Here is a 22,344-nt window from a genome sequence, read left to right on the forward strand (position 1 = left end):
GGCGATCTGGCACAACTGGCTGATCGGTGCCCCGGTCAAACGGTCGTTGATCGCTTACGACCACTGACCAGGGCACACATTTCCCCATCAACGATCTAGCGGCGTTCCCGGACCGTCGCGATGATCTCGGCGACCGCCTCGTCGACCGGCACCCCGTTGTTCTGGGTGCCGTCCCGGTAGCGGAAGGACACCGCGCCCTTGCTGATGTCCTCGTCACCGGCGAGCAGCATGAAGGGCACCTTCTGCTTCTGGGCGTTGCGGATCTTCTTCTGCATCCGGTCGTCGCCGGCGTCCACCTCGGCGCGGATCCCCTCCGCCCGCAGCTTGGCCTGCACCTCCTGCAAGTAGGGCACGTGCTCGTCGGCGATGGGGATGCCCACCACCTGGACGGGGGCCAACCACGCCGGGAACGCGCCCGCGTAGTGCTCCAGCAGCACCGCGAAGAACCGTTCGATGGAGCCGAACAGGGCGCGGTGGATCATCACCGGCCGCTGTCGGGTGCCGTCGGCCGCGGTGTACTCCAGGTCGAAGCGCTCGGGCAGGTTGAAGTCGACCTGGATCGTGGACATCTGCCAGGTACGGCCGATGGCGTCCTTGGCCTGCACCGAGATCTTCGGGCCGTAGAAGGCCGCGCCGCCCGGGTCCATGACCAGTTCCAGGCCCTGCTTCTCGGCGGCCTCGCGCAGGATGCCGGTGGCCTCCTCCCAGACCTCGTCCTCGCCGATGTACTTCTCCGGGTCCTTGGTGGACAGCTCCAGGTAGAAGTCGTCGAGACCGTAGTCGCGCAGCAGGTCCAGCACGAAGGTGAGCAGCGAGTCGAGCTCGCCCGCCATCTGCTCCTTGGTGCAGTAGATGTGCGCGTCGTCCTGGGTGAAGCCGCGGGCGCGGGTCAGACCGTGCACCACACCGGACTTCTCGTACCGGTAGACGGTGCCGAACTCGAACAGACGCAGCGGCAGCTCACGGTAGGAACGCCCGCGCGCGTCGAAGATGAGGTTGTGCATCGGGCAGTTCATCGGCTTCAGGTAGTAGTCCTGACCGCCGTCGAGCTGCATGGGGGGGTACATACCGTCCGCGTACCAGTCCAGGTGCCCCGACTTCTCGAACAGGGTGCTCTTGGTGGCGTGCGGGGAGTAGACGAACTCGTAGCCGCTCTCCTCGTGGCGCTTGCGCGAGTAGTCCTCCATGACCCGGCGGATGATGCCGCCGCGGGGGTGGAAGACCGCCAGACCGGAACCGATCTCGTCCGGGATGGAGAACAGGTCGAGTTCGGAGCCGAGCTTGCGGTGGTCGCGCTTCTCGGCTTCCTCCAGGAAGGTCAAGTACGCCTTGAGGGCGTCCTTGTCCTCCCAGGCGGTCCCATAGACGCGCTGCAGCTGCGGGTTGGTCTCCTTGCCGCGCCAGTAGGCGGCGGCGGTGCGCATCAGCTTGAACGCCGGGACGACCTTGGTGGTGGCCACGTGCGGGCCGCGGCACAGGTCCTTCCAGCACAGTTCGCCGGTGCGCGGGTGGATGTTGTCGTAGATGGTGAGCTCACCGGCACCGACCTCCGCGGAGGCGCCCTCGGCGGCCTCGGCGGCACCGCCCTTGAGACCGATCAGTTCCAGTTTGTAGGGCTCGGTGGCGAGTTCGGCGCGGGCCTCGTCGTCGGAGACGACCCGGCGGTCGAAACGCTGCCCCTGCTTGATGATCTGCTGCATCTTCTTCTCGATGCTCTTGAGATCGGCGGGGGTGAAGGGCTCGGCGACGTCGAAGTCGTAGTAGAAACCGTTCTCGACGGGCGGGCCGATGCCCAGCTTGGCCTCGGGGAAGAGCTCCTGGACGGCCTGGGCGAGGACGTGCGCGGTGGAGTGGCGCAGGATGGCCCGCCCCTCCTCGGAGTCGATCGCGATCGGCTCGACGGTGTCGCCCTCGGCGAGCTCCCAGGTCAGGTCGCGGGGTTCGCCGTTGACCAGAGCGGCGATCACGGTCCGACCGTCCGCCTCCAGCGCCTGCCCCGCGGTGGTCGTGGCCGCCACCGCACGCGGGGTTCCGGCGAGGGTGATGTGCAGCTCAGACGCGGCGGACACGGTGACTCCTAGGGATACGTCGATGTCGTGGGTACACACGGCGGCCGCCGATGTCGGCGGCCTGGTGTTTCGCCATCGATGCTATCGGCTTCGGGGTGGGGTCGCCGCGTGGTCCACAGGGCCGGGTGAGGGCGTGCGCGCGGGACGCCGCACCGCTCGGGAGACACGATCGGACGCCGATTCCAGGACGAACCCTCGCGATTCGGTCGGTGGATTCGGCCGTGGTCCCACCGACCCCGCATGGCCCCGCAGGGGAAGCGGATCGCCCCTCTGAGGGGCTGATCTGTCATGAAACGTCGTCTTTCCCCTGGTTTTTCTCAGGTTCGGCGCCCGACCATTGATCCGCCACCCGAGATCGGTGAGAATCGGCAGACGCCCGACCTCGCCCCGTGTATGACCCGAATGCCATCAGAAGCATCGACCGAATACTGTGAGCGCATGTCACCGAGTCCTTCCGACGGACCTCCGGCCCCGGAGACATCCCCCGGTCACCGAGCCCGCCTACGCCGGTGGCGACGGCTTCGGGTGCGGCTGCGCCTCTTCCGACGGCACATGCACACTCACCCTGTCCTGCACCTGCCCTGGCGACTCCTGGTGGGGACGGTGGGAACGGTCGTGGCCCTCGCCGGGATCGTCATGTTGGTGGTCCCGGGCCCCGGGATCGCCTCGATCCTCCTGGGACTGCTCATCCTCAGCACCGAGTTCCGCTGGGCCCGGCGGTTACTGCATCCGGCGAAGGTCTGGGCGGTACGCGCAGAGCGCTGGGCGATGCGGCTCAAGGACGACTACCTGAGGCGCTTGCGGGAGCGTCGGGCCGCACGCAGGGCCGCACGCCGCCCCGCGGCCGAGGAATAGGCGGGGATCTTTCCCGGTGTCGACCGACACCGAAACCACGCTTCGGTGGCAAAGACCCACGTTGCTCGGGCTTGAGCGGACCAAAACCCAAAAAGAAGAGCCGGATCCGTGCGATACGGATCCGGCTCTTCGATGTTGTGGGCGATACTGGACTCGAACCAGTGACCTCATCGGTGTGAACGATGCGCTCTAGCCAACTGAGCTAATCGCCCTCGCGGGCTGCTGCCCCGTCCGGCCTCGTCGGCCTGACAAGAAAAACTTTAGCGCATGTTCGGGGGTGCTGTGCGCACCCGAGTCCGCCCAGCGGACGCATGGGTGTGTGATCGAGGTCACATTACGCCGTTCGCGTTCCCCCACAAGGGGCCGTCTTCGGCCGCGATCCCCGTATTGAGTAGGAGTTCCCGACTTCGTGGACCCTCCCAGGACGACCGCGAATTGACCTTCGCGTGACGCGGGCCACTCATCATGGGGAAATCTTTGGTTTCCCCTGGTCATTACAGTGACGAAGGATCGTGGTGCCGCCCCGCGGCGCGCTGGACCCGCTGGGCGGGCAGCGAGATCTCCGGTCCCACCGACCAAGAAAAGTCTCCGTACTCACGTCATGATCCGCGGACCACCGCGTTGGAGCGAGTGAGACGGCAACCGGCCGGCGCCCCAGGAACGCCTGGGCCGGACGAGAAAAGGTTTGGCGAACATGAACAGTAGCGACACCACTGCCACCGCCGAGCTGGGCCTGCGACTCGTGGTCCCGGAACGCACCGCGGTTCCCTTGGTCGCGCGACTCGACTACAGCGCTGACGACCCCTACGCGATCCGCGTGGCCTTCCACACCGGCGAGGACACCCCGGTCGAGTGGATCTTCGCCCGCGAACTCCTCACCGTGGGCATCGTGCGCCCGGTCGGCGAGGGCGACGTGCGCGTGTGGCCCTCTAAGGACGACGAGGGAGAGCGCACGGTGAGCATCGCGCTCTCCTCACCCTTCGGCCAGGCCGAGTTCGACACCCAGGTGTCACCCCTCGCCGAGTTCCTGCACCGCACCTACGAGATCGTGCCCGCCGGACAGGAGGGCAGCTTCGTCGACCTCGACGAGGAGATCCAGCAGCACCTCCACTCCTGAGTCGGCGGTCGGTGCCCGGTACCCCCGTGGGGCGGCGTGAGATCCGGACACCACCGTGACGACCGAGACGGAAGAGAACGAGGGGAGGGGACGGCGCCTGGGCGCCGCCCCCTCCCCTCACGTCGTCACACCGAGGCCACGGGGTGGCGTCCCCCCGTCGTCACGGGTCGAGGTCGGCCGCCGCGCGCTCGGCGAACACCGCCCGGGCCTTGGTGGTGACCGGGCCCGGCTCCGCCGACACGGTGCGGTCGTCGATGGTGAGGATCGGCTGCACGTCCCGACCCGTGGAGGTCAGGAACGCCTCGGAGATCTCGGGCAGTCGCTCCATCGCGACGTCCTCCTCTTCACCGCCGAACCACTCCAGGACGAGCTCCCGGGTGATGCCGGCGAGCGGACCGGCCGACAGTGGCGGGGTGACCAGGCGCCCGTCGAGCACCACGAAGACGTTGCTCCCGGTGCCCTCGCACAGGTTCCCGGAGATGTTGCGGAAGATCGCCTCGGAGGCACCCCGCTCGCGGGCGTGGGCCAGGGCGCGCACGTTGTCGGCGTAGGAGGTCGTCTTGAGACCGGCCAAGGCGCCGAACTCGTTGCGCGGCCACGGCGCCAGCGCCACTCCGGTGTGCGGGGCGATCCCCGGGAACGGCCCCAGGGCCACGATGGCGGTCTGTTCCCCCGTCCCCCGGTCCGAGCCCAGCGGTCCGGCGCCGTCGGTGACGGTGACGCGCACGCGGGCGTCGGTCAAGTGGGGGTTGGCCTCGATCGCACGGGCGACCCCGTCAGCGATGAGCTCCAGGTCGGGTTCGTCCATACCGAGTCCGGCCGCGGAGCGGGCCAGTCGCCTCAGGTGACGGGTGAGCGCGAACGGCCGACCGCCCCGGGCCCGCACGGTCTCGAACACCCCGTCCCCGACGGTGATGCCGTGGTCCGCCACCGGGATCCGGGCGTCCTTCTCCTCCAGCACCGCGCCGCGGCCGTAGCCGGCGCCGGCGATCCACACCCTCATCGCTACCCCCACTCTCCAAGGCCCGGACCGGGCCGGTGTCCTCCTCGCATACTGCCACCCCGGTGTGCGCGCGCTCCCGGGGTTCCCCCTCGCCGCACTACCCGTCGTCGGCGCCCGTTGGCAAGAGTCCTGACCGGGACCGGCCGTACGGCCCGGAATCAGGGACTTTCCGCTCCCCGTAGGTACTGGTCACGGCGGTACGGAAGAGCGGTGCACCACCCCGGAGTGAGAACTGCGACCGGACAGATAAGTTACGAATGACTATCATCTGGGCAACGCTTATGCGGGACCGGAGGACGACGCCCCCGCACCTCCGCCCGCACCGCGCCCCCGCAGAGCGCGTGCTCCACGCACGACCCGCACCGACACAGCGAAGAGAGACATGACCCCACCGAGCACCGCCCGCGGCGAACTCAGCTGGCTGTTGGACGACCTCCTGACCCGCGCCTCGGGCACACAGCACGCCATCGTCCTGTCCACCGACGGGCTCCTCATGGCGACCTCCAGCGATCTCGACCGCCCCGCCGCCGAACACCTCTCGGCCATCGCCTCCGGCCTGCACAGTCTCGCGGGAGGGGCCAGCAAGCAGTTCTCCGCCGGCGACATCCGACAGAGCATCATCGAGATGGACCGCGCCTTCCTGTTCGTCGCCGCCGCGGGCGAGGGTGCCTGCATGGCGCTGATGGCGGACGCCGACAGCGACGTGGGCCTGATCGCCTACGAGATGAACAAGGTGATCGAGCGGGTCGGACAGTACCTCTCGGCACCCCCTCGACCGGACATGCCCTCCTCTCCCGCGCACGTGGAGAAGTAGGTTCTGCCGCCGCGGCGGGCCCCGGCGGCCTGCCTCGGCAGGGCGCGACCTCCGGGAAAGCCGATTTCGTACTTGCCCGAACATCCGCTAGAGTTCTTAACGCAGCGAGGGACGCGGCGCCGGGAAGCCCCGGAGCGGTCGCGGACCACACTCGCCGCGCGGACGTGGCTCAGCTGGTAGAGCATCACCTTGCCAAGGTGAGGGTCGCGGGTTCGAATCCCGTCGTCCGCTCGAACGATCCGATCGGGTCGCCCTAGGGCGGCATCGGTCGATCGGGCTCGGAACCCCGGTTCCGGACCACACGCGGACGTGGCTCAGCTGGTAGAGCATCACCTTGCCAAGGTGAGGGTCGCGGGTTCGAATCCCGTCGTCCGCTCGGAGTAGGGCACGCATGGGTGCCGCTCGGCTCCCCCGTGCCCAAGCAGGCCGGAGTGGCCGAGTGGTTGAGGCAAGGGACTGCAAATCCCTGCACACGGGTTCGATTCCCGTCTCCGGCTCCATGCGAACCTCATCCCCCGATGAGGGCGATTAGCTCAGTTGGTTAGAGCACTACCTCGACACGGTAGGGGTCACAGGTTCGAGTCCTGTATCGCCCACGCACGAGGAAGGGCCGGATCTTCGGATCCGGCCCTTCGTGTTTTCCCGGCCCCTCCCCCGGCGGGCCTCGCCGAGACCGTCACCGAGGCGCCCCTTCCGGACGCCGCGCTCGCGTCCGTGGTCCGTGACCAGGACGCCGGGCCCGTCCGGGGCTCTCGCCCCCACGCGCGCTCGGCGCGCCGACCCGTCGCGGGATCCCACGGAACACCGTGCACGGTGGAGGCCCCGGGGCCCGGGGCGTCCACCGTGGGGGATCAGTCGGAGTCACCGCCGCCGTACAGGGCGTGTTCGTAGGCCCGCAGCGCGCCTGGAGCCACCTCGACCATCGAGGAGAAGACCTCCTGCGGGATGTTCTCGGCAAGCAGGGCATGCTGTTCCTCGGTGGCGACCCGGAACATCATGCCGAACACCAGCGGCACCTGGTCCGGTGACAGCCGGGGAAGACCGTGTTCACCGACCGAGGCCCATTCCGCGTGGGTGCAGTAGCGGTCGATCAGCGGCAGGACGTCCCGCTCCTCGGCGCTCAGGTGGGCGTCCAGAGGGACCAGGAGTTCCTCGGCCGCACGGGCGAGGTCCTCGCGTTCGGCGGCTCCCCCGGTCTCGCCGTACCTCTGCGCCCGCTCCGTCAGGGAGTCGAGGAGGGAGTGCAGGTGTGCGTGCTGCCGCTCCATGGAGACGACCAACGGTGTGAGGGCGTCCGGGCAACGCTCCATCAACAGGGGCCACAGGACCGTGTCCTCGGCCTCGTGGTGCGTGCTCAGGATCGCCACGAGCAGGCGGGTGTGGTCGGCGACCCCACGGGCGCGTTCCGCTCCGTCCGCCACACCGAGGACGAGGGCGGGCAGCTCACCGAAGGCCCGCCGGAGCATGTTGTGCACGACGTACATGTCCCGGCTATCGGCCGGCGTCGTCGTCTGGTCCGTCATGTCGGTTCGTCCCTACGTGGTCGTGATGGGGTCCGACCGCTCCGCGCCCTCGACGGCACCGCGCGGTGCGGACCGGCCACGGGGTCACCTCCCCGAACACGGCCACCGACCCGGGCGGAAGCGGTGCCGGGGAACGGGGTAGGGCCTGTTGCGGTGGTGCCCCTCGGTGCGCGGCGCGGAGGGTCGACCGCCACCCTAGGACCTGACGGGGGTGTCGGGACCGGAGTCGACGGCCTCGGCCCGCCGGGCGGGGGGATCGCGCGGCCGCGTGCGCGCCACCGTGGGCGCCGCCGACATCCGCGCTCGCCCCTGCCGGCGCCCGAGCACGCCCGAGGGGCGGCGCCGCACCACTGCGGCCTACCGCCCCCCTCACCGTCGCGTCCGACCGTTCAGTCGCTGACGCTGCTCCGCGACTGGTACAGCAGGTCCCGATACTCGGGATGACGGGTGATCCAGCCCGCGAAGAACGGGCAGATCGCCAGCACCCGCAGGTCCGCCGACCGCGCCTCGTCCAGGGCGGTGCGGACCAGGGCGGACCCGACCCCCCTGCCCTCGTGACCCGACGCCACCTCGGTGTGCACGAACGCGACGAGTTCCGTCGTACGGATGTAGTCCGCGACGCCCGCGACCTCCGACGCTCCGTCGACGCGGGCCTCGTAGCGCTTGGCCTCGGGCACGTCGCCCACTTCGACCGCCATGTGTCCTCCTCCTCGATCGATCGGCCCCGCGGCGGCCTCCACCCGCTTCATGGGAGGCATCGACGCTCGCGCACGGCGCACCGGTGGTGCGGTCGTCCGCGGGGCCCTGTGTTCGGTCCCCGGTCGTGTCAGGAACCGGCCCCCGTGCGGCCGGCCAGCAGCTGCGTCTCCCAGGCGAAGGCGACACCGGTGGCGCCGCCGTGCTGCGCCTGGACCTCGATCATCCCCGGCACGGTCTCCTCACGGGCCCAGTCGCGCTGCCACTCCCCCGCCACGGCCAGCCAGGTGATCGGCACGACACCGGCCCCGACCATGCGGCGCACGGCCATGTCGTGGGCCTCCACCGAGACACCGCCCGACGCGTCGGTGACGACGAAGACCTCGTAGCCCTCACCCGCCGCCTGGATCGCCGGCATGGCCACACAGATCTCCGTCCAGAGACCGGCGATGATCAGCTTCCTGCGGCCGGTCGCCCTGACGGCGTCGACGACACGCTCGTCCTGCCAGGTGTTGATGAACGTGCGGTCGATCGGCGTCTGCTCCGGGAACACGTCCTGGAGTCCCTGGATGACGTGGCCGCCGCGCTCCTCCAGCACCGTCGTCAGAATGGTCGGAACGTCGAACACCTCGGCGGCCTTGGCCAGACCGACGACGTTGTTGACGATCATCGACGGCTCGTGGCTGTTCAGGTTGGCGAACTGGAAGGGCTGGTGGTCGATCAGAACGACGACGCTCTCCTCCGGCGTCAGCAGTGCCTGCAGTCCGTTCTCGGGCTTGGTGCTCAAAGGGGGTCCCTCTCGACGTTCTCGTGATCCGGGGGGTCGGCCGCGGCGTGGTCGATCACCGCACGGGCACCACGGCCGCTCGCGCCGGCCACCGGAGCCCCCGCGGGTCCGGCGACCGCACGCGCCACCGCCGTGGTGGCGTCGCCGACCGGCGCGCCCTCCACCCGCGTGGCGGAGCTCCGCGTCGGTGGCGGAACTCCCCGCGCCTTGTAGTTGATACATCATCCAAACTAACACCAATGGATGACGTGTCAACAAGACCAGGACACGGGCCCCACGACGGACCACCAAGGCCGAACCGCGCCCAGAAAGTTGACTTATCATCTACTATCGGTGCGATGCGTCGACGGCATGCGAGAGCCGCACCCTCACGGAGCGCGCGAGGCGACACGCATGCGGGCGCCCTTGTTCGACGAGACCGGTGCGGAGGGTACCGACGGAACCGTGATCCGCTCCGTCGCGGGAGCGATACGGGCACGAGGCGCCCGTGCTCAGGACAGGAACACCACCACCGCCGTCCTCCGACGGCACATCGAAGGAAGTGAGCACCGATGACCACCCCGTCGGCGATGCACTGGCCGAGCCTGCGGGTCTCGGACTGGACCCCCACCCGGGACACCCTGCACATGTGGACCCAGATCGTGGGCAAGATCCGCATGGCCCACGCCCCCCTGGTCAACCACTGGTGGCAGGTGACCCTCTACGTCAGCTCACGCGGGTTGACGACGTCGGCCATCCCCTACCGCAGCGGGGCTTTCGAGATCGAGTTCGACTTCGTCGGTCACCGGCTCGAGGTCCGCAGCAGCGACGGCGGCGTCCGAAGCCTCCCGCTGAAGCCGATGTCGGTCGCGGAGTTCTACGCCCGTCTCCTGGACATGCTCGGCCAACTCGGGATCGAGGCACCGATCCGGCCGCTCCCCAACGAGGTCGAGCCGGCGATCCCCTTCGCCGAGGACCACGAGCACGCCTCCTACGACGGCGAGGCGGCCACCCTCTTCTGGCGTCAGCTGCTGCAGGCGGACCGGGTGATGGGCGACTTCCGATCCCACTTCGTCGGCAAGGTCAGTCCGGTGCACTTCTTCTGGGGGGCCATGGACCTGGCCTGTACCCGCTTCTCCGGGCGGTCGGCCCCGCCCCACCCGGGCGGAGCGCCCAACTGCGGCGACTGGGTCATGGTCGAGGGCTACTCCCGGGAGCTGTCCAGCTGCGGGTTCTGGCCCGGCGGTGGCGAGGAGGGCGCCTTCTACTCCTACGCCTACCCCGGACCCGACGGGTTCGCCGAGCAGCCGGTCGCCCCCGAGGGCGCGTACTTCAGCACCGAGTTCCAGCAGTTCCTGCTGCCCTATGAGGTCGCGCGCGCCGCACCCGACCCCGACCGCGCGGTCGCCGAGTTCCTCCGCACCACCTACGAGGCCGCCGCGAACCTCGGACACTGGGACCGCGCCGCGTTGGAGGACGACCCCCTCCGGTGGCACGGTTCCCCCGCGGACCGGAGCGAGGGCACCGCCTGACCGGATCGCGCCGCGGGCCTCCTCGACAGGCCCCGTGCGCACTGCCGGAAGGTCCGGTCCGGCACCGCTCCAATGAACGACCACGCCCGTCGCTCCGCGGGACCGCCCGCGGAGCGGCGACGCCGTCCACGGTCACCGGAGACCGGCGCCCCGGTGGACCGGCGGCGAGGTCACCGGGGTCCTCCGGCCGGGGCGCCGGAGCGAAGCCCGGACCACGGCGGCCGGGGCACGAAGGACGTCGACGGGCCCGGAGTGGCTCCTCCGTCACCGCGACGCGGGTGGAGGAGGTGCCGACGTTGTCGTTAGGATGCGCCCATGAACGAGACGCCACGCTGGCTGAACGCGGATGAGAAGGCCGCGTGGGACAGCTTCATCCGTATGCAGGAGACGCTCATCGGGCGTCTGTCCCGTCTCGTCCAGGCCGACTCCGGCATGTCCGCCTCCGACTTCATCGTTCTCGTCAACCTCACCGAGCGGAGCGACGGGAAAATGCGCTTCCTGGAGCTGGCCAGGCGCGTGAACTGGGAGAAGAGCCGCATGTCCCACCAGGTCAGTCGGATGACGAGGCGGGGGCTCCTGGCCAGGGAGGAATGCCCCGACGACGCTCGGGGAGCCTTCATCGTCGCCACGCCGGCCGGCTACGCGGCGATCGAGGAGGCCGCGCCCCTGCACGTCGAACACGTTCGCCGCCTGTTCGTCGACGCCCTGACCCCGAACCAGCTCAGCACCTTCGGCCGACTCGCCCAGCGTGTCTCGGACCACATGGAGAAGCAGTCGGACTGAACGGGTGACACGGGGTCCGCCCCGCGGGGCGGACCCCGGACCCGTGACGCACCACTCCCCGTCCTCGACGCGTCGAGGACGGTGCGCGGCGCGGCGCGAGATGCGTGATGCCCGCGTGCGCACGTCACCCCACCCCGGTGGACCCGGGACCGGGCTGCCCCGGCCGGCCGGAGCGCCCCCACGGCCCCGGGGGCCGCACCGCTCATCGGCCGGGGCGCCGGATCACCAGGTCACCGGCAACGCGTGCAGACCGAAGATGGCGAGGTCGTTCTTCAACGGGAGGTCCTCGACCTTCTCAGTCAGGGTCAGGCCGGGGACACGGCGCACGAGGGTCTCGTACACGACCTCCAGTTCCATGCGGGCGAGGCCGTACCCGAGGCAGTGGTGCGCGCCGAGACCGAAGGCGATGTGCCCCCGAGCGCCACGGTCCACGTCGATCTCGTCCGGCCGCTCGTACACCTCGGGGTCGTGGTTGGCCGCGCCGCCGAGCGCGTACACGCCCTCACCCGCGCGGATGACCTGACCACCGATCTCCGTGTCCTCCTTGGCCATACGGCCGGTGATGAGGTCGGTGATGCTGAAGTACCGCAACAGCTCGTCGACCACGGCCAACGTCTGCCCGGACGCGACCCGCTCGCGCAGGTCGGCGTCCTCGGCCAGTGCCATCGCCCCGAGGGAGATCATGTTGCCGGTGGTGTCGTGCCCCGCCGTGAGCAAGAGGAACGCCAGGTCGACGAGCTCGGCGTGGTCGTACACCCGGTCCCCGGTCACCTGACGGCTCAGCACGTCGTCGCCCGGCGACTTCTCCTTCTCCGTCACCAGCGAGTCCAGGTAGGACTGCAGGTCGAAGAAGGCCTCCTGACGTTCCAGCGGCGGTCGGGTCACGTTGAGCATCCGCGCCGTGCGTTCCTCGAAGAACTCGTGGTCGGTGTAGGAGACGCCGAGAAGCTCGCAGATCACGAGCGAGGGCACCGGGAACGACAACGCCTTGACCAGATCCGCCGGACGGGGGCCGGCGAGCATGGAGTCCAGGCAGTCGTCGACGATCTGCTGCACGCGTGGACGCAGGGCCTCCATACGCCGTGGGTTGAACTCTCCGGCCACCGCCTTGCGCATCCGCGTGTGACGGGGCGCGTCCATGCCCGCGAGCGAGAGCGTGGAGTCGCGATCGCTCTTGGCGGTGGCGATCATCTCCGGGAAGTTCGGGTCACCGCGGTCCGAACTCAGCCGGGGATCGAGAAGCGCGGCACGGACGTCCTCGTGGCGGGTGACGATCCAGACTTCGTGCCCGCTCGGCAGCGTCGCACGGAACACCGGCCGCTGCTCGCGGAGCCCGCGGTACTCGGGCGGGAGGCTGTACGGGCAGGTACGCGGGATCGGGAACGGCGGGGGTGTGCCGTCCGTGGTGTCCCACTCGTCGGTGGTGTCTTCGGTCATGCGGTGCTCCTGACAAGAGTGGGGAGGGGCCGGACCGGCCGGGGCGGGTCCGCCCCGGCCGGTGGCGCGGGGGTCTCGGTGGGCGGGCGCGGATCAGCCGGGCTTCTGCGCCGTCAGCAGGAGCGAGCCGAACTCGTCCACGTCGACCAGGTCGGCCGGGGTGAACTTCTTCTCCTCCGCGTCGAAGACCGGGTCGAGCTGGTGGTTGTCCACCGAGGCCATCTGAGCGAAGGTCGGGCCCACGCTGTGCTCGCTGATGTCCCAGAGTTCGACCACGCGCAGCCCGGCACGGCGCAGCATCGGCAGGTAGTCGTCCACGTCGGCCAGCGTCATGATGAAGTCGCGCAGGCAGCGCTCGACGGCCTCCTTCTGGTCGTCCGGGATGGGGCCGCGGGCGAAGAAGTCGGTCAGCGTGATCCGCCCACCGGGCTTGAGGACACGTGCGATCTCGGCGAGCACCTGCTCGCGGTCGGGCATGTGGAAGATGGACTCGATGGCGACGACCGCGTCGAAGGACGCGTCCGCGAAGGGCAGCCGCATCGCGTCGCCGTGCTGGAACTCCAGCCGGCTCGCGAAGTCGGCCTTCTCGGCGAGCTCGGTGGCGCGCTTGACCTGCTCCCGGCTGATGGAGACGCCGGTGACGTGCACGTCCTCGGCGGCGGCGATCCGGGCCGCGGGCTGACCCAGCCCGCAGCCGACGTCGAGCACGCGCTGTCCGGGCGACAGGCGCAACCGCTCGGCCATCATGTCGGTGAGCCGGTCCGCCGCCTCGACCAACGGCACGTCGAGGGCGCCGAGGTCCCAGTAACCGAGGTGCAGGCTGCCGCCCTGACCCTCGGTGTCCATCGCGGTGAGCCGGTCGTAGAGCCGGCCGACCTCGTCGGGTGCGGGAACGGTGTTCAGCGTGCTCATGGGGTCCTTCCTGATTGTTGTGATGTCGGTGGTCGGTGCGCGACGGGAGGTCGCGCGAAGGACCACACGGGGTGGACTCATGCGCCGATACGCACGATGGTCTTTCCGGTGTTGCCGCCCCGGAGCATGGCCAGGAAGGCGGCCGGGGCGTTCTCCAACCCCTCGGTGGTGGTCGCGCGCCAGGTGATCTGGCCGTCGGCCAACCAGCCGCCCATGTCCTCACGGAACCGGGCCTTGCTCGACCGGTGGTGATCGACGAGGAATCCGCGCAGGGTGATGCCCTTGCCGATGGCCTGAACGAGGTTCTTGGGACCGGTCGCCTCGGCTCCGTCGTACTGGGAGAGGGCCCCGCAGAGCGCGAACCTGGCCCCCGGCCGGGCGAGCAGCAGCGCCGCGTCGAGGTGGTCCCCACCGACGTTGTCGAAGTAGACGTCGATCCCGTCCGGGGCGGCCTGCACGAGCTGCCGCCAGAGCGGCCCGTCCTTGTAGTCGAAGGCCCGGTCGAAACCGAGGTCGTCGGTCAGGTGACGGACCTTCTCCGGGGTGCCGGCCGAACCGATGACCTTGGCCGCCCCGCTCAGGCGCGCGATCTGCCCCACCAGGGAGCCCACCGCGCCGGCGGCCGCGGAGACGAACACGACGTCGCCGGGTCGGAACTCGGCGACCTCCAGGAGTCCGACGTGGGCGGCGTGACCCGGCATGCCGAGGGGTCCGAGGTAGGCCGAGGGCGGGAACTCCCGGGAGACGGGGGCCGCCCCGACCGCGTCGAGCACCGCCCACTCACGCCAACCCGCGTCGTGCAGCACGAGCTCGCCCTCCTCCAGGCGGGCCGAGCGGGAGGCCACGACCTCTCCCACGGCCGCACCCTGGAGGGGCGCCCCGAGGGGGAACGGCGGTACGTAGGTCCGCACGTTGTCCATACGGCCGCGCATGTACGGGTCCAGACTCATCACGAGGTTGCGCACGAGGACCTGACCCGGCGCGGGCTCGGGGGTCTCGGCCCGGACGACGGCGAAGTCGCCGGCGCGCACCCGACCCTCGGGCCTGGAGACGAGGTGGACCTCGGTTCCCTTGGTCATCGGGCGGCTCCCGCGGGGGCCGTGCATCGACGGAGGGCGGGGCCGATGTGGTCGGCGGCGGCGGCGAGCAGACGGAGCGCGACGTCGTCGACGTGCCGGTTCCGCCAGGACTCCAGGTCGGTCCCACGCACCCAGTCGTTGAAGGCACCGAGCGCGGGACCGGTGTGCACCTGCCGGTTGACCCTGTCGGTCTCGTCACCGCTCATGGCGAGCGTGGTGCTGTAGTGGAAGTACCACCGGAAGACCTGGGCCATCTTGAGCCTGGGCCGCGCCTCCAGTTCGGGGACGCGCTCCGCGCGTCCGGTGGCGCGCAGGTGGTCGCGGACCTGCGACCACACCTCCTCGAAGGTGCGGTGGAAGTACGTGCGTTCCAGCAGCGCACGCGTCTTGTCGGGGATCTCCTCCCAGGACTCGTGGTTGCTGTACAGAGAGAAGAGTCGGTTCGCCCGGGTCGGGAAGAAGACGCCCTTGCTCAGGACCTGCACCCGCGCACCCATCTCGAACATATCCCCGGCGGGCGCGTATCCGGTGTCGTCGACGCCGATGTCCTGGAGCATGTCCTTGACGGACGCGCTGGTCGCGGCCTCGACCGTGCACTGGTTGATCGATCCGGTGAGCACGTAGTCGGCTCCGAGCAGGAACGCTGTGGCCACGGCACGGGGCTCGCCGAGCCCACCACCGAGCCCGACGCAGATGGGCTCGACGTAGCCGTGGCGGAGCATCGCCTCATCCCGTAGCCGGAGCATGGTGGGCAGGAGGATGAGGGCGATGCCGCCGTCGGTGTGCCCGCCCGAGTCGGCCTCGGCGGTGAGGTCGTGGGCCACCGGGACGTGACGGGCCAGTTCGGCCTGTTCGGCGGTGATCGCCCCCTCGGCGCGGAGCCGGTCGAGGAGCCGCTCGGGTGCCGGGGCGAGGAACTGCGCGGCGATCTCCGGACGCGAGACCTTCGCGATGACGCGGTGCTCGCAGACGGGTGCGCCGTCCGGACCGCGACGCAGCCCCGAGGCCCTGAAGCGGACCAGGGCGGGTGTGACGCGGGTGAAGGCGGAGGCCTCCACCGTGCGCACGCCCCGGCGCAGCAGCCGCTCCACCAGGTCGCGCTCGGCGTCGGGATCGTCGTGGTCGGCGAGAAGGTTGACGCCGTGGGGTTCGCCGTGGGGCAGACCGCGTCGTACCCGGTCGATGGCGCGCTCGACCTCCTCCGGCGGGCAGGCCCCGGTACCGAGGAACCCGAGGAGCCCACGGCGTCCGAGCCTGATCACCATCTCCGGTGAGGCGATACCGCGGTACATGCCGCCGGCCACGTACGCGTGGTCGAGTCCGTGGCGGTGACGGAAGTCCGCACTGCCCAGGACGACGGTGTCCGGGAGGTCTCGGGTGTCGGCGGCTCCGACGCCGTCCCCCGGCAGCGGTTCCGGCTCCGGGGTCGGTGACGGCCGCGCGAGATCGACCGCACGACCGGTATCGGTCGTGCTCGATGGCGGGGCGACCGAGGGCGAGGCCTCGGGTGTCGGCGTGGCCGGGGCCGCCGGCCCGTCGAGGCCGCGATCGTTCGTCGATTCCTCGCGCGGGGCCTCGCGGACCTGCGCGACGAGCCGGCCGACGGTCGTGCCCCCGAGCTCGACGACATCGTCCACGCCGGCGTCCAGCAGGTACCGAACGCTCTCGACCCAGCGCACCGGCCGCACGATCTGCTCGGTGAGCAGCCGCGCCGTCTCGCCCGGCACGTACGGGAGCGCCGTCGCGTTGGCGATGACGGGCACGGCGGGGTCGCCGAGGGCGAGTTCGTCCACGAACCCGGCGAACTCCTGTGCGGCGGGCCCCATCAGTGGCGAGTGGAACGCGCCGGAGACGTTCAGGCGGGCTGATCTGATCCCGCGGGACTCCAGGTGCGGGACCAGCCGGTCGATCGTCTCGACCGGGCCGGAGACCACCTGTTGGGCGGGCGCGTTGTCGTTGGCCACCGTCAGCTCGTCGAAACCGTCGGTGTCCAGAAGGTCCCGCAGGCGTCGCGGGTCGAGTCCGAGGACCGCGACCATGCCGCCGCCGCGCGCCCGTGCCATGAGCTCCCCGCGTCGCCGGACCAGGCGTAGCCCGGTCACGAAGTCGAACGCCCCCGCGGCGTGGAGTGCGCAGTACTCTCCGAGACTGTGTCCGGCGTAGTAGTCGGCGGCCGGGTGTTCCTCCTGTCGACGACGGTGCGCCAACGCCCCGACCACGTACAGCGCGGGCTGGGTGAACTCGGTCCGGCCGAGACGCCGGTCCGGGTCCTCCAGGCACAGGTCGCGGATCGAGTAGCCGAGCACCGTGGAGGCCTCGTCGACGACCTGTGGGTAGGCGTCGAACAGCTCGTGCCCCATGCCACGCCGTTGGGCGCCCTGTCCGGGGAAGACCACTGCTCGCATGTCAACGCACCTCCTCGGACGCGTAGATCCGGTCGCACAGCTCCAGCAACGTGTCGAGCGCCGCCGGCTCGGTCATCACCTCGGAGTGGGTGGTCGTGGGCACGTCGATGACCTCGAATTCGGTGAACCACTCGGCCCAGCCGAGGCCGTAGTCGGTCCCGTCGACCGGTGGGAGATCCTCGTTCGGGAACAGGACCATGTGCTCACGGAACGGCCCGAAGAACTCCAGGCCCGCGTTGCGCAGGTAGTAACAGCGTGGACCGTCGGCGTCGGGCAGGGGACGTGTCTCGTAACGCTCCCCCTGGGTGGCCTCCAGGTACCGGGCCAACTGACGCACGCGCGTGCGCAGCTGCTTCTCGGTCTTCTGGACGCCCCGTTCCAGGGCCTGGGCGATGAGCGCGTCGAGGAACGCCTTGCTGTCCTGGTCGGTGTCCACGTCGTCGCGGTGCAGGATGGGGGACGCGCCGCTGTACTCGAAGTCGTCGTTGCCCAGGATCAGGTTGACCGCCCGGAAGGCGCTCACCTTGGTCACCGTCTCGTCGTCGAACGCGCCGCCGACGATGAGGTCGTTGGCCTTGTTCGTGGACGCGGCGTCCAGCGTGTCCAGCATGACCAGGGTGCCCACCTCGGCGCCGCGCAACTGCAACTGGCGCACGACCTCGTAGGCGAACAGCCCGCCGAGGGAGAAGCCACCGATGTCGTAGGGGCCCTCCGGCTGCACCTTGGTGATCAGTTCGGCGTAGAAGCGCGCCATGGGGACCTGACCGGTGAGGATCTCGGTGCCGTCCATCCACCCCTTCGGCTGAATACCGAAGAACGGGCGTCCGGCGCGGGCCGCGATCGGCGCGTAGGACTCCACACCACCGTTCCCGTGGTGCACCCAGAAGACCGGACGCCCCTCGGTCTCACCGTTCATCCGGATGAGTTCGGGGAAGTCGTTCGGATCGGCCGGTGCGGTCTCCCGCTCCTCCTCGGGTCCCTCGGCGGCGCGGACGATCGCCGCGATGACCTCGTCGAGGGTGTCGCACTCGACGAGCACCTCCAGGCTGAGTCCGGCGTCGATGTGCGTCTGGGCCCGGGTGAGGAACTGCATCAGGAAGATGGAGTCGAATCCGTACTCGCGCAGCGGGACGTCGGGCGCCAGCTCCGTCGGCTCGATCTCCAGGAGTTCGGCGAGGAGGCCGGTGACCACGCCGGCAGTGTCGGCGTCGTTCGGACGCCCGGCGGCGGACGGCACGGCGCCCCGTTCCCCTCGGTCCGGCTCGGTCTCGGTGATCCGGTCCTGTGGGGGCTCGACCCCGTCCTGGGGCCCGTTCTCCCGCGGCGCGAGGAGACCGAGGTTCTCCCGCATCCGCGCGTGCTCGCCGTCGAGCGCGATGACCTGGGGCAGACCCGTCGCCCAGGCCCGGTCGAGGGCGTCGATGCCCACCGACGCGCGCATCGGCCTCATCCCGACCGACGCCAGCAGGGACACCGTCGCCTCGGTACCGCTCATGCCGCCGGCCTCCCAGAGCGGCCAGTTCACCGCGAGGGTCCGGCCGTGGCGTTCGCCCGTGCGCGCGAGGTCTCGTCGGTACCGGGCGTAGCCGTCGACGAAGCCGTTCGCGGCCGCGTAGTCGGCCTGGCCGGCGTTGCCGAAGGCGGCCGTCGACGAGAAGGCGATGAAGCAGTCGAGTGCGCTGTCGGCGGTGGCCTCGTCCAGATGGCGCACACCGGCGACCTTGGCCGCGAGGACCGCCCGCAGGTCCTCGGCCGTCTTGGCGGCCAGGAGGCCGTCGCGCAGGACCCCGGCGGTGTGCACCACACCGTTGAGGGACCCGTGGGCGGCCTCGATCTCGCCGACCACGCGGTCCGTGGCGGCGCGGTCGGTCACGTCGAGTTCCCGGTAGTCGACCTTGGCCCCCGCCGCACGCAACGTGGTGAGCAGTTCTTCGTGGTGCGGCCCGGCGGCGCTGCGCCCGCAGAGCACCAGGACCGGGTCCTGGACCCGGGTGGCGATGTCGGTGGCGAACAGGGCGCCGAGTCCACCCGCTCCTCCGGTGATGAGGTAGACGCCGCCGTCACGCCACGGCATCTCGGTCTCGGTGTCCGGGATCAGGCTCCAGCGGGAGACCTGGCGACGCCCGGACCGGTAGCGGACGTCCTGCTCCGGGTGGCCGGCGTCGTGACGCAGGCGCTCCGCCAGCACCGTCGGTGCGGGTGCGTCGTCGATACGGATGAGCTGGGCGGTCAGACGCGGGTTCTCCGCACTCGCGGTCCGGAGCATGCCCGAGAGCCCGGCCAGCCACGGCGCGTCGTCGGGGACCACGACCTGGAGGACGGCCGACGTGCCGAGGTTCTCCCGCAGGAGGTCCAGGAGGCGTTCGGCGAGGGCCGTGTACCGCGCCTCGATCCCGCCTTCGCCCGGCCAGCTCGTACAGTCTCCGAGGAGGGAGCCGAGCGCGTCGGCATCGACGGTGGGCAGTTCACAGAGCACGACCCGGGTCGGGTCCCCGGTGACCGACGTGTCGGTCGGTGCGTCCACCCAGGTCGGTTCGGCCAGCATCGCCGTTTCCCGTGCGGCTGTGCGCGGCTTGACTCGGGCGCTGAACCCCAGCAGTCGCAGCCGGACCGTGCCGTCGTCGTCGCACACGTCGATGTCGTAGCGCCGTACCCCGGATCCCGGCCGGTCGTCCGCCGAGGGACGGGCCACCGCCCACCCGGCCGTCGGGGTCGCCCCGAGCACCCGTACCTCGCGCACCACGAACGGGAGCGCGGCCTCGTCCGAGACACCGCCGGTCTCGGCGAGCGCGAGGCCGAGCGTCGTCTGCAGCGCGCCGTCCACGAGGGCCGGGTTCAGGACCGAGCCGTCGGGGGCGGCCTCCGGCAGCCGCAACCGGCCCAGCGCGACACCGGGCCCGTGGTGCAACTCCTCGATGGCCCGGAACGCCGGTCCGTAGGACATGCCCATGCGATCGAACCGCGCGTAGACCTCCGCCTCGTCCAGGTGGGCCGTGCACTCCCCCCGTTCGGCGTCGAGATCGCGCACGTGGCCGGGGATCGTGTCCGTGCGCGCCCGTCCCTCGGCGTACACGACGTCGCCGACGCGGGCGCGGAACGCGCCGTCCCGCACCTCCACCGTCAGCTCGACCGCGTCGGCGACCTCCAGTGTCCTCAGCCAGGTCACGTCCCGGAGCACCACGCCGGACTCGGCGCCCAGCGCGGCCCGCGCGTATTCGAGGTGGGCCGCGCCCGGCAGCGTCGGCGCACCGGCGACCCGATGGTCGTCGAGAAGCGCGTCGGTGGCGTGCAGTGTGCGCGACGGGGCATCGGTGTCGTGGGAGGGACGCGGGGCGGTCTTCGTCGCCGACCCGCGGTCGGCGTCCCCGATCCAGTACCGCTTCAGGTCGAACCCGTACACGGGCAGCGGCACGCGTCGCCTGCGTTCGGTGTGCAGACGTTCCCACGCGAAGTCGAAGCCGCTCACCCACAGCTTCAGCAGCCGCCCGAGCTTGCCCTTGGCGATCCACGAGTCCAGCGCGGCCGAGACGTCGTCGTCGCCGACCAGTTCCGCCCACACCGGATCGCGCTCGGCGTGTCCGGTGTGGACACCGACGGTGCGGTCGCCGGCCAGGTAGGCGTCGAGCTTGCGCCGCACCTCGGGCAGGGACTCGGCCAGGAACGCCAACCTCTGTGGCATCGCCACCCGACCGACCTGCAGGGTGTAGGCCACATCCGCGAGCTCGGCCTCGTGACCGGCCCCGATCCACTCCACGAGCTGACGTGCGCGGGCGCGCAACAGGTGCTCGTCGGTCGCGGACAGGACCACCGCCACCGGACCGTCGGCGGGCGGTGGCGGGTCCGCGGGCGCGACGTACTCCTCCAGCACGACGTGGGCGTTCACCCCGCCGAAACCGAACGAGCTCACCCCCGCGCGCCGCGGCAGCTCGCGGCCGTCCGCGTCCCGCGGCGCCGTCCATTCCTGGCGCTCACGGACCAGACGGAACGGGCTGCCCGAGAAGTCGATGTAGGGGTTGAGTTCGTCGGCGTGCAGGCTCGGCGCCAGGGTGCGGTGCTTCATCTGCAACAGCACCTTGATCACACCGGCCACGCCCGCGGCCAACTCCAGATGCCCGATGTTGGTCTTCACGGAGCCGAGCGCGACGTCTCCGGCGGAGGCGGGCGCACCGTGGTCCTCGGCCAGCCGCCGGAACGCCTCTTTGAGCCCGGTGATCTCGATCGGGTCGCCGAGTCTGGTGCCGGTGCCGTGCGCCTCGACGTAGCCGACCGTGCGGGGGTCGATGCCCGCGGCCGAGTACGCCTTGTGCAGGACCGCGGTCTGCGCCTGGGGGTTGGGCGCGGTGAGCGAACTCGCGCGCCCGCCGTGGTTCTTCGCGGTCGAACGGATGAGGCCGTGCACGTGGTCACCGTCACGCTCGGCCATGGACAGCGGCTTGAGCACCAGCATCCCGACGCCCTCGCCGCGACCGTAACCGTCGGCCGAGGCGGAGAAGGTCTTGCAGCGACCGTCCTTGCTGAGCATCCCGGAACGGCTGAAGCTCACGTGCCCGTCCGGCACGACGATCGTGTTGACACCGCCGGCCACGGCCATGGCGCACTCGCCGCGTTCCAGGGCCGCGACGGCGCGGTCCATCGCGACCAGTGAGCTGGAACAGGCGGTCTCCACCGGCTCGCTCGGGCCGTGCACGTCGAGGAAGTAGCTCATCCGGTTCGGTCCGGCCGAGGGCACTCCGCTGGTCGGGGTGACCGCGTCACCGCCCCCACCACGCTCACTGATCAGGCCGTAGCCCGTGTTGCCGGTACCGACGAACAGTCCCAGGTCGGACCCGGCGAGCGCGTCGGCGGCATAACCGGCGTCCTCCAGGGCCTTCCAGGTGTAGAGCATGAGCAGGCGCTGCTGGGGGTCCATGTGCACGGCGTCCTTCGGAGCGATACCGAAGAACCCGGGGTCGAAGTCGGCGATGCCCTGCGCGAACCCGCCCCACTTCACGTCGGTGCGGCCGGGCTCGCGCAGCGGGTCGCCCATCAACTCACGCCAGTCCCAACGGTCCGCCGGGACCACGCCGATGCCGTCGCGCCCCTCACTGAGGAGGTCCCAGAACGCGTCGAGGTCGTCGGCCTGCGCGAAGCGACCGCTCATCCCGATGATGGCCACCGCCTCCGTGGAGGACGGGGCCCGGCGCGTTACCGGTGCGCGGTCCTCGGAGCGTGGCACGGCTTCCGCGAGCGGACGCGCGCGCACCGACACGGCCTCGTCGGGCTCCTGTACGGGGATCGGCGCGGGGACCGGCTCCGGCACGGGTGTGGGGGCGGGGACCGGCGCGGGGACCGGCTCCGGCACAGGCGTCGGGGC

The 22,344-nt window shown here is 70.6% G+C and carries 15 protein-coding genes and 5 tRNA genes; 9 read left to right on the top strand and 11 right to left on the bottom strand.

The window, feature by feature from the left end:
- Nucleotides 1-95: 95 nt before the first annotated feature.
- Entirely contained in the window at nucleotides 96-2,069 is a 1,974-nt protein-coding gene (gene thrS, locus DSY14_RS17810; RefSeq protein ID WP_211717714.1) for a threonine--tRNA ligase, read from the bottom strand.
- Between the two features lie 552 nt (nucleotides 2,070-2,621).
- On the opposite strand from thrS, the gene DSY14_RS17815 reads away from it, so the two are divergent.
- Nucleotides 2,622-2,924, top strand: a complete 303-nt coding sequence (locus DSY14_RS17815; protein WP_211717715.1) for a PGPGW domain-containing protein — start codon at nucleotides 2,622-2,624, stop codon at nucleotides 2,922-2,924.
- Nucleotides 2,925-3,062: 138 nt separating this feature from the next.
- Here the strand turns inward: DSY14_RS17815 and DSY14_RS17820 are convergent.
- Nucleotides 3,063-3,136, bottom strand: a tRNA-Val gene (locus tag DSY14_RS17820).
- A 482-nt stretch (nucleotides 3,137-3,618) separates the two neighbouring features.
- On the opposite strand from DSY14_RS17820, the gene DSY14_RS17825 reads away from it, so the two are divergent.
- Nucleotides 3,619-4,041, top strand: coding sequence for an SsgA family sporulation/cell division regulator (locus DSY14_RS17825; protein WP_211717716.1), 423 nt, complete (start codon nucleotides 3,619-3,621; stop codon nucleotides 4,039-4,041).
- 160 nt (nucleotides 4,042-4,201) lie between these two features.
- Here the strand turns inward: DSY14_RS17825 and DSY14_RS17830 are convergent, their stop codons facing one another.
- Nucleotides 4,202-5,044 carry an aminotransferase class IV gene (locus tag DSY14_RS17830; RefSeq protein ID WP_211717717.1) on the bottom strand — a complete coding sequence of 281 codons (843 nt, stop codon included), beginning with the start codon at nucleotides 5,042-5,044 and terminating at the stop codon, nucleotides 4,202-4,204.
- Between the two features lie 382 nt (nucleotides 5,045-5,426).
- Here DSY14_RS17830 and DSY14_RS17835 point away from each other — a divergent pair, with 382 nt between their 5' ends.
- From DSY14_RS17835 to DSY14_RS17855, 5 genes are all read left to right on the top strand, one after another.
- The gene (locus DSY14_RS17835; protein WP_211717718.1) at nucleotides 5,427-5,858 is read left to right on the top strand and encodes a roadblock/LC7 domain-containing protein; all 432 of its coding nucleotides are present in this window, start codon (nucleotides 5,427-5,429) and stop codon (nucleotides 5,856-5,858) included.
- A gap of 158 nt (nucleotides 5,859-6,016) precedes the next feature.
- A tRNA-Gly gene (locus DSY14_RS17840) sits at nucleotides 6,017-6,089 on the top strand.
- Between the two features lie 72 nt (nucleotides 6,090-6,161).
- Nucleotides 6,162-6,234, top strand: a tRNA-Gly gene (locus DSY14_RS17845).
- Nucleotides 6,235-6,283: 49 nt separating this feature from the next.
- Nucleotides 6,284-6,358, top strand: a tRNA-Cys gene (locus DSY14_RS17850).
- Nucleotides 6,359-6,380: 22 nt separating this feature from the next.
- Nucleotides 6,381-6,454 (top strand) — tRNA-Val (locus tag DSY14_RS17855).
- 255 nt (nucleotides 6,455-6,709) lie between these two features.
- Here the strand turns inward: DSY14_RS17855 and DSY14_RS17860 are convergent.
- The 3 genes from DSY14_RS17860 to DSY14_RS17870 all read right to left on the bottom strand — a co-directional run bounded on the left by DSY14_RS17860 (nucleotide 6,710) and on the right by DSY14_RS17870 (nucleotide 8,864).
- On the bottom strand, nucleotides 6,710-7,381 hold the full coding sequence (locus DSY14_RS17860) for a hemerythrin domain-containing protein (protein ID WP_211717719.1): 672 nt from the start codon (nucleotides 7,379-7,381) through the stop codon (nucleotides 6,710-6,712).
- A gap of 389 nt (nucleotides 7,382-7,770) precedes the next feature.
- Complete coding sequence (locus tag DSY14_RS17865) at nucleotides 7,771-8,079, bottom strand: GNAT family N-acetyltransferase (protein WP_211717720.1); 309 nt, start codon at nucleotides 8,077-8,079, stop codon at nucleotides 7,771-7,773.
- A 128-nt stretch (nucleotides 8,080-8,207) separates the two neighbouring features.
- Nucleotides 8,208-8,864, bottom strand: a complete 657-nt coding sequence (locus DSY14_RS17870) for a hydrolase (protein WP_211717721.1) — start codon at nucleotides 8,862-8,864, stop codon at nucleotides 8,208-8,210.
- Between the two features lie 551 nt (nucleotides 8,865-9,415).
- On the opposite strand from DSY14_RS17870, the gene DSY14_RS17875 reads away from it, so the two are divergent.
- Entirely contained in the window at nucleotides 9,416-10,375 is a 960-nt protein-coding gene (locus DSY14_RS17875) for a DUF5996 family protein (protein WP_211717722.1), read from the top strand.
- 315 nt (nucleotides 10,376-10,690) lie between these two features.
- Nucleotides 10,691-11,158: a MarR family winged helix-turn-helix transcriptional regulator gene (locus tag DSY14_RS17880; RefSeq protein WP_211717723.1), complete on the top strand. Its 468-nt coding sequence runs from the start codon at nucleotides 10,691-10,693 to the stop codon at nucleotides 11,156-11,158.
- Nucleotides 11,159-11,380: 222 nt separating this feature from the next.
- Here the strand turns inward: DSY14_RS17880 and DSY14_RS17885 are convergent, their stop codons facing one another.
- The 5 genes from DSY14_RS17885 to DSY14_RS17905 form a co-directional block, all read right to left on the bottom strand.
- Nucleotides 11,381-12,595 (bottom strand): cytochrome P450, encoded by a 1,215-nt coding sequence (locus tag DSY14_RS17885; protein WP_211717724.1) that lies wholly within the window; start codon nucleotides 12,593-12,595, stop codon nucleotides 11,381-11,383.
- 93 nt (nucleotides 12,596-12,688) lie between these two features.
- Nucleotides 12,689-13,507: a cyclopropane-fatty-acyl-phospholipid synthase family protein gene (locus DSY14_RS17890; protein WP_211717725.1), complete on the bottom strand. Its 819-nt coding sequence runs from the start codon at nucleotides 13,505-13,507 to the stop codon at nucleotides 12,689-12,691.
- Nucleotides 13,508-13,584: 77 nt separating this feature from the next.
- Nucleotides 13,585-14,586 (bottom strand): NADP-dependent oxidoreductase, encoded by a 1,002-nt coding sequence (locus DSY14_RS17895; RefSeq protein ID WP_211717726.1) that lies wholly within the window; start codon nucleotides 14,584-14,586, stop codon nucleotides 13,585-13,587.
- On the bottom strand, nucleotides 14,583-16,991 hold the full coding sequence (gene fabD / locus DSY14_RS17900) for an ACP S-malonyltransferase (RefSeq protein ID WP_211717727.1): 2,409 nt from the start codon (nucleotides 16,989-16,991) through the stop codon (nucleotides 14,583-14,585). Before fabD ends, DSY14_RS17895 begins: the two co-directional genes overlap by 4 nt.
- 1 nt (nucleotide 16,992) lies before the next feature.
- The gene (locus tag DSY14_RS17905; protein WP_211717728.1) at nucleotides 16,993-22,146 is read right to left on the bottom strand and encodes an SDR family NAD(P)-dependent oxidoreductase; all 5,154 of its coding nucleotides are present in this window, start codon (nucleotides 22,144-22,146) and stop codon (nucleotides 16,993-16,995) included.
- Between the last annotated feature and the right edge of the window lie 198 nt (nucleotides 22,147-22,344).

Source organism: Nocardiopsis sp. MG754419 (assembly GCF_018207095.1).
GTDB lineage: Bacteria > Actinomycetota > Actinomycetes > Streptosporangiales > Streptosporangiaceae > Nocardiopsis.

Bases quoted from the DNA above. Each gene is read 5' to 3' on its own strand.
- DSY14_RS17815 (WP_211717715.1), top strand. From the start codon at position 2,622: ATGCACACTCACCCTGTCCTGCACCTGCCCTGGCGACTCCTGGTGGGG.
- DSY14_RS17825 (WP_211717716.1), top strand. From the start codon at position 3,619: ATGAACAGTAGCGACACCACTGCCACCGCCGAGCTGGGCCTGCGACTC.
- DSY14_RS17830 (WP_211717717.1), bottom strand. From the start codon at position 5,044: ATGAGGGTGTGGATCGCCGGCGCCGGCTACGGCCGCGGCGCGGTGCTG.
- DSY14_RS17835 (WP_211717718.1), top strand. From the start codon at position 5,427: ATGACCCCACCGAGCACCGCCCGCGGCGAACTCAGCTGGCTGTTGGAC.
- DSY14_RS17860 (WP_211717719.1), bottom strand. From the start codon at position 7,381: ATGACGGACCAGACGACGACGCCGGCCGATAGCCGGGACATGTACGTC.
- DSY14_RS17865 (WP_211717720.1), bottom strand. From the start codon at position 8,079: ATGGCGGTCGAAGTGGGCGACGTGCCCGAGGCCAAGCGCTACGAGGCC.
- DSY14_RS17875 (WP_211717722.1), top strand. From the start codon at position 9,416: ATGACCACCCCGTCGGCGATGCACTGGCCGAGCCTGCGGGTCTCGGAC.
- DSY14_RS17880 (WP_211717723.1), top strand. From the start codon at position 10,691: ATGAACGAGACGCCACGCTGGCTGAACGCGGATGAGAAGGCCGCGTGG.
- DSY14_RS17885 (WP_211717724.1), bottom strand. From the start codon at position 12,595: ATGACCGAAGACACCACCGACGAGTGGGACACCACGGACGGCACACCC.
- DSY14_RS17890 (WP_211717725.1), bottom strand. From the start codon at position 13,507: ATGAGCACGCTGAACACCGTTCCCGCACCCGACGAGGTCGGCCGGCTC.
- DSY14_RS17895 (WP_211717726.1), bottom strand. From the start codon at position 14,586: ATGACCAAGGGAACCGAGGTCCACCTCGTCTCCAGGCCCGAGGGTCGG.
- fabD (WP_211717727.1), bottom strand. From the start codon at position 16,991: ATGCGAGCAGTGGTCTTCCCCGGACAGGGCGCCCAACGGCGTGGCATG.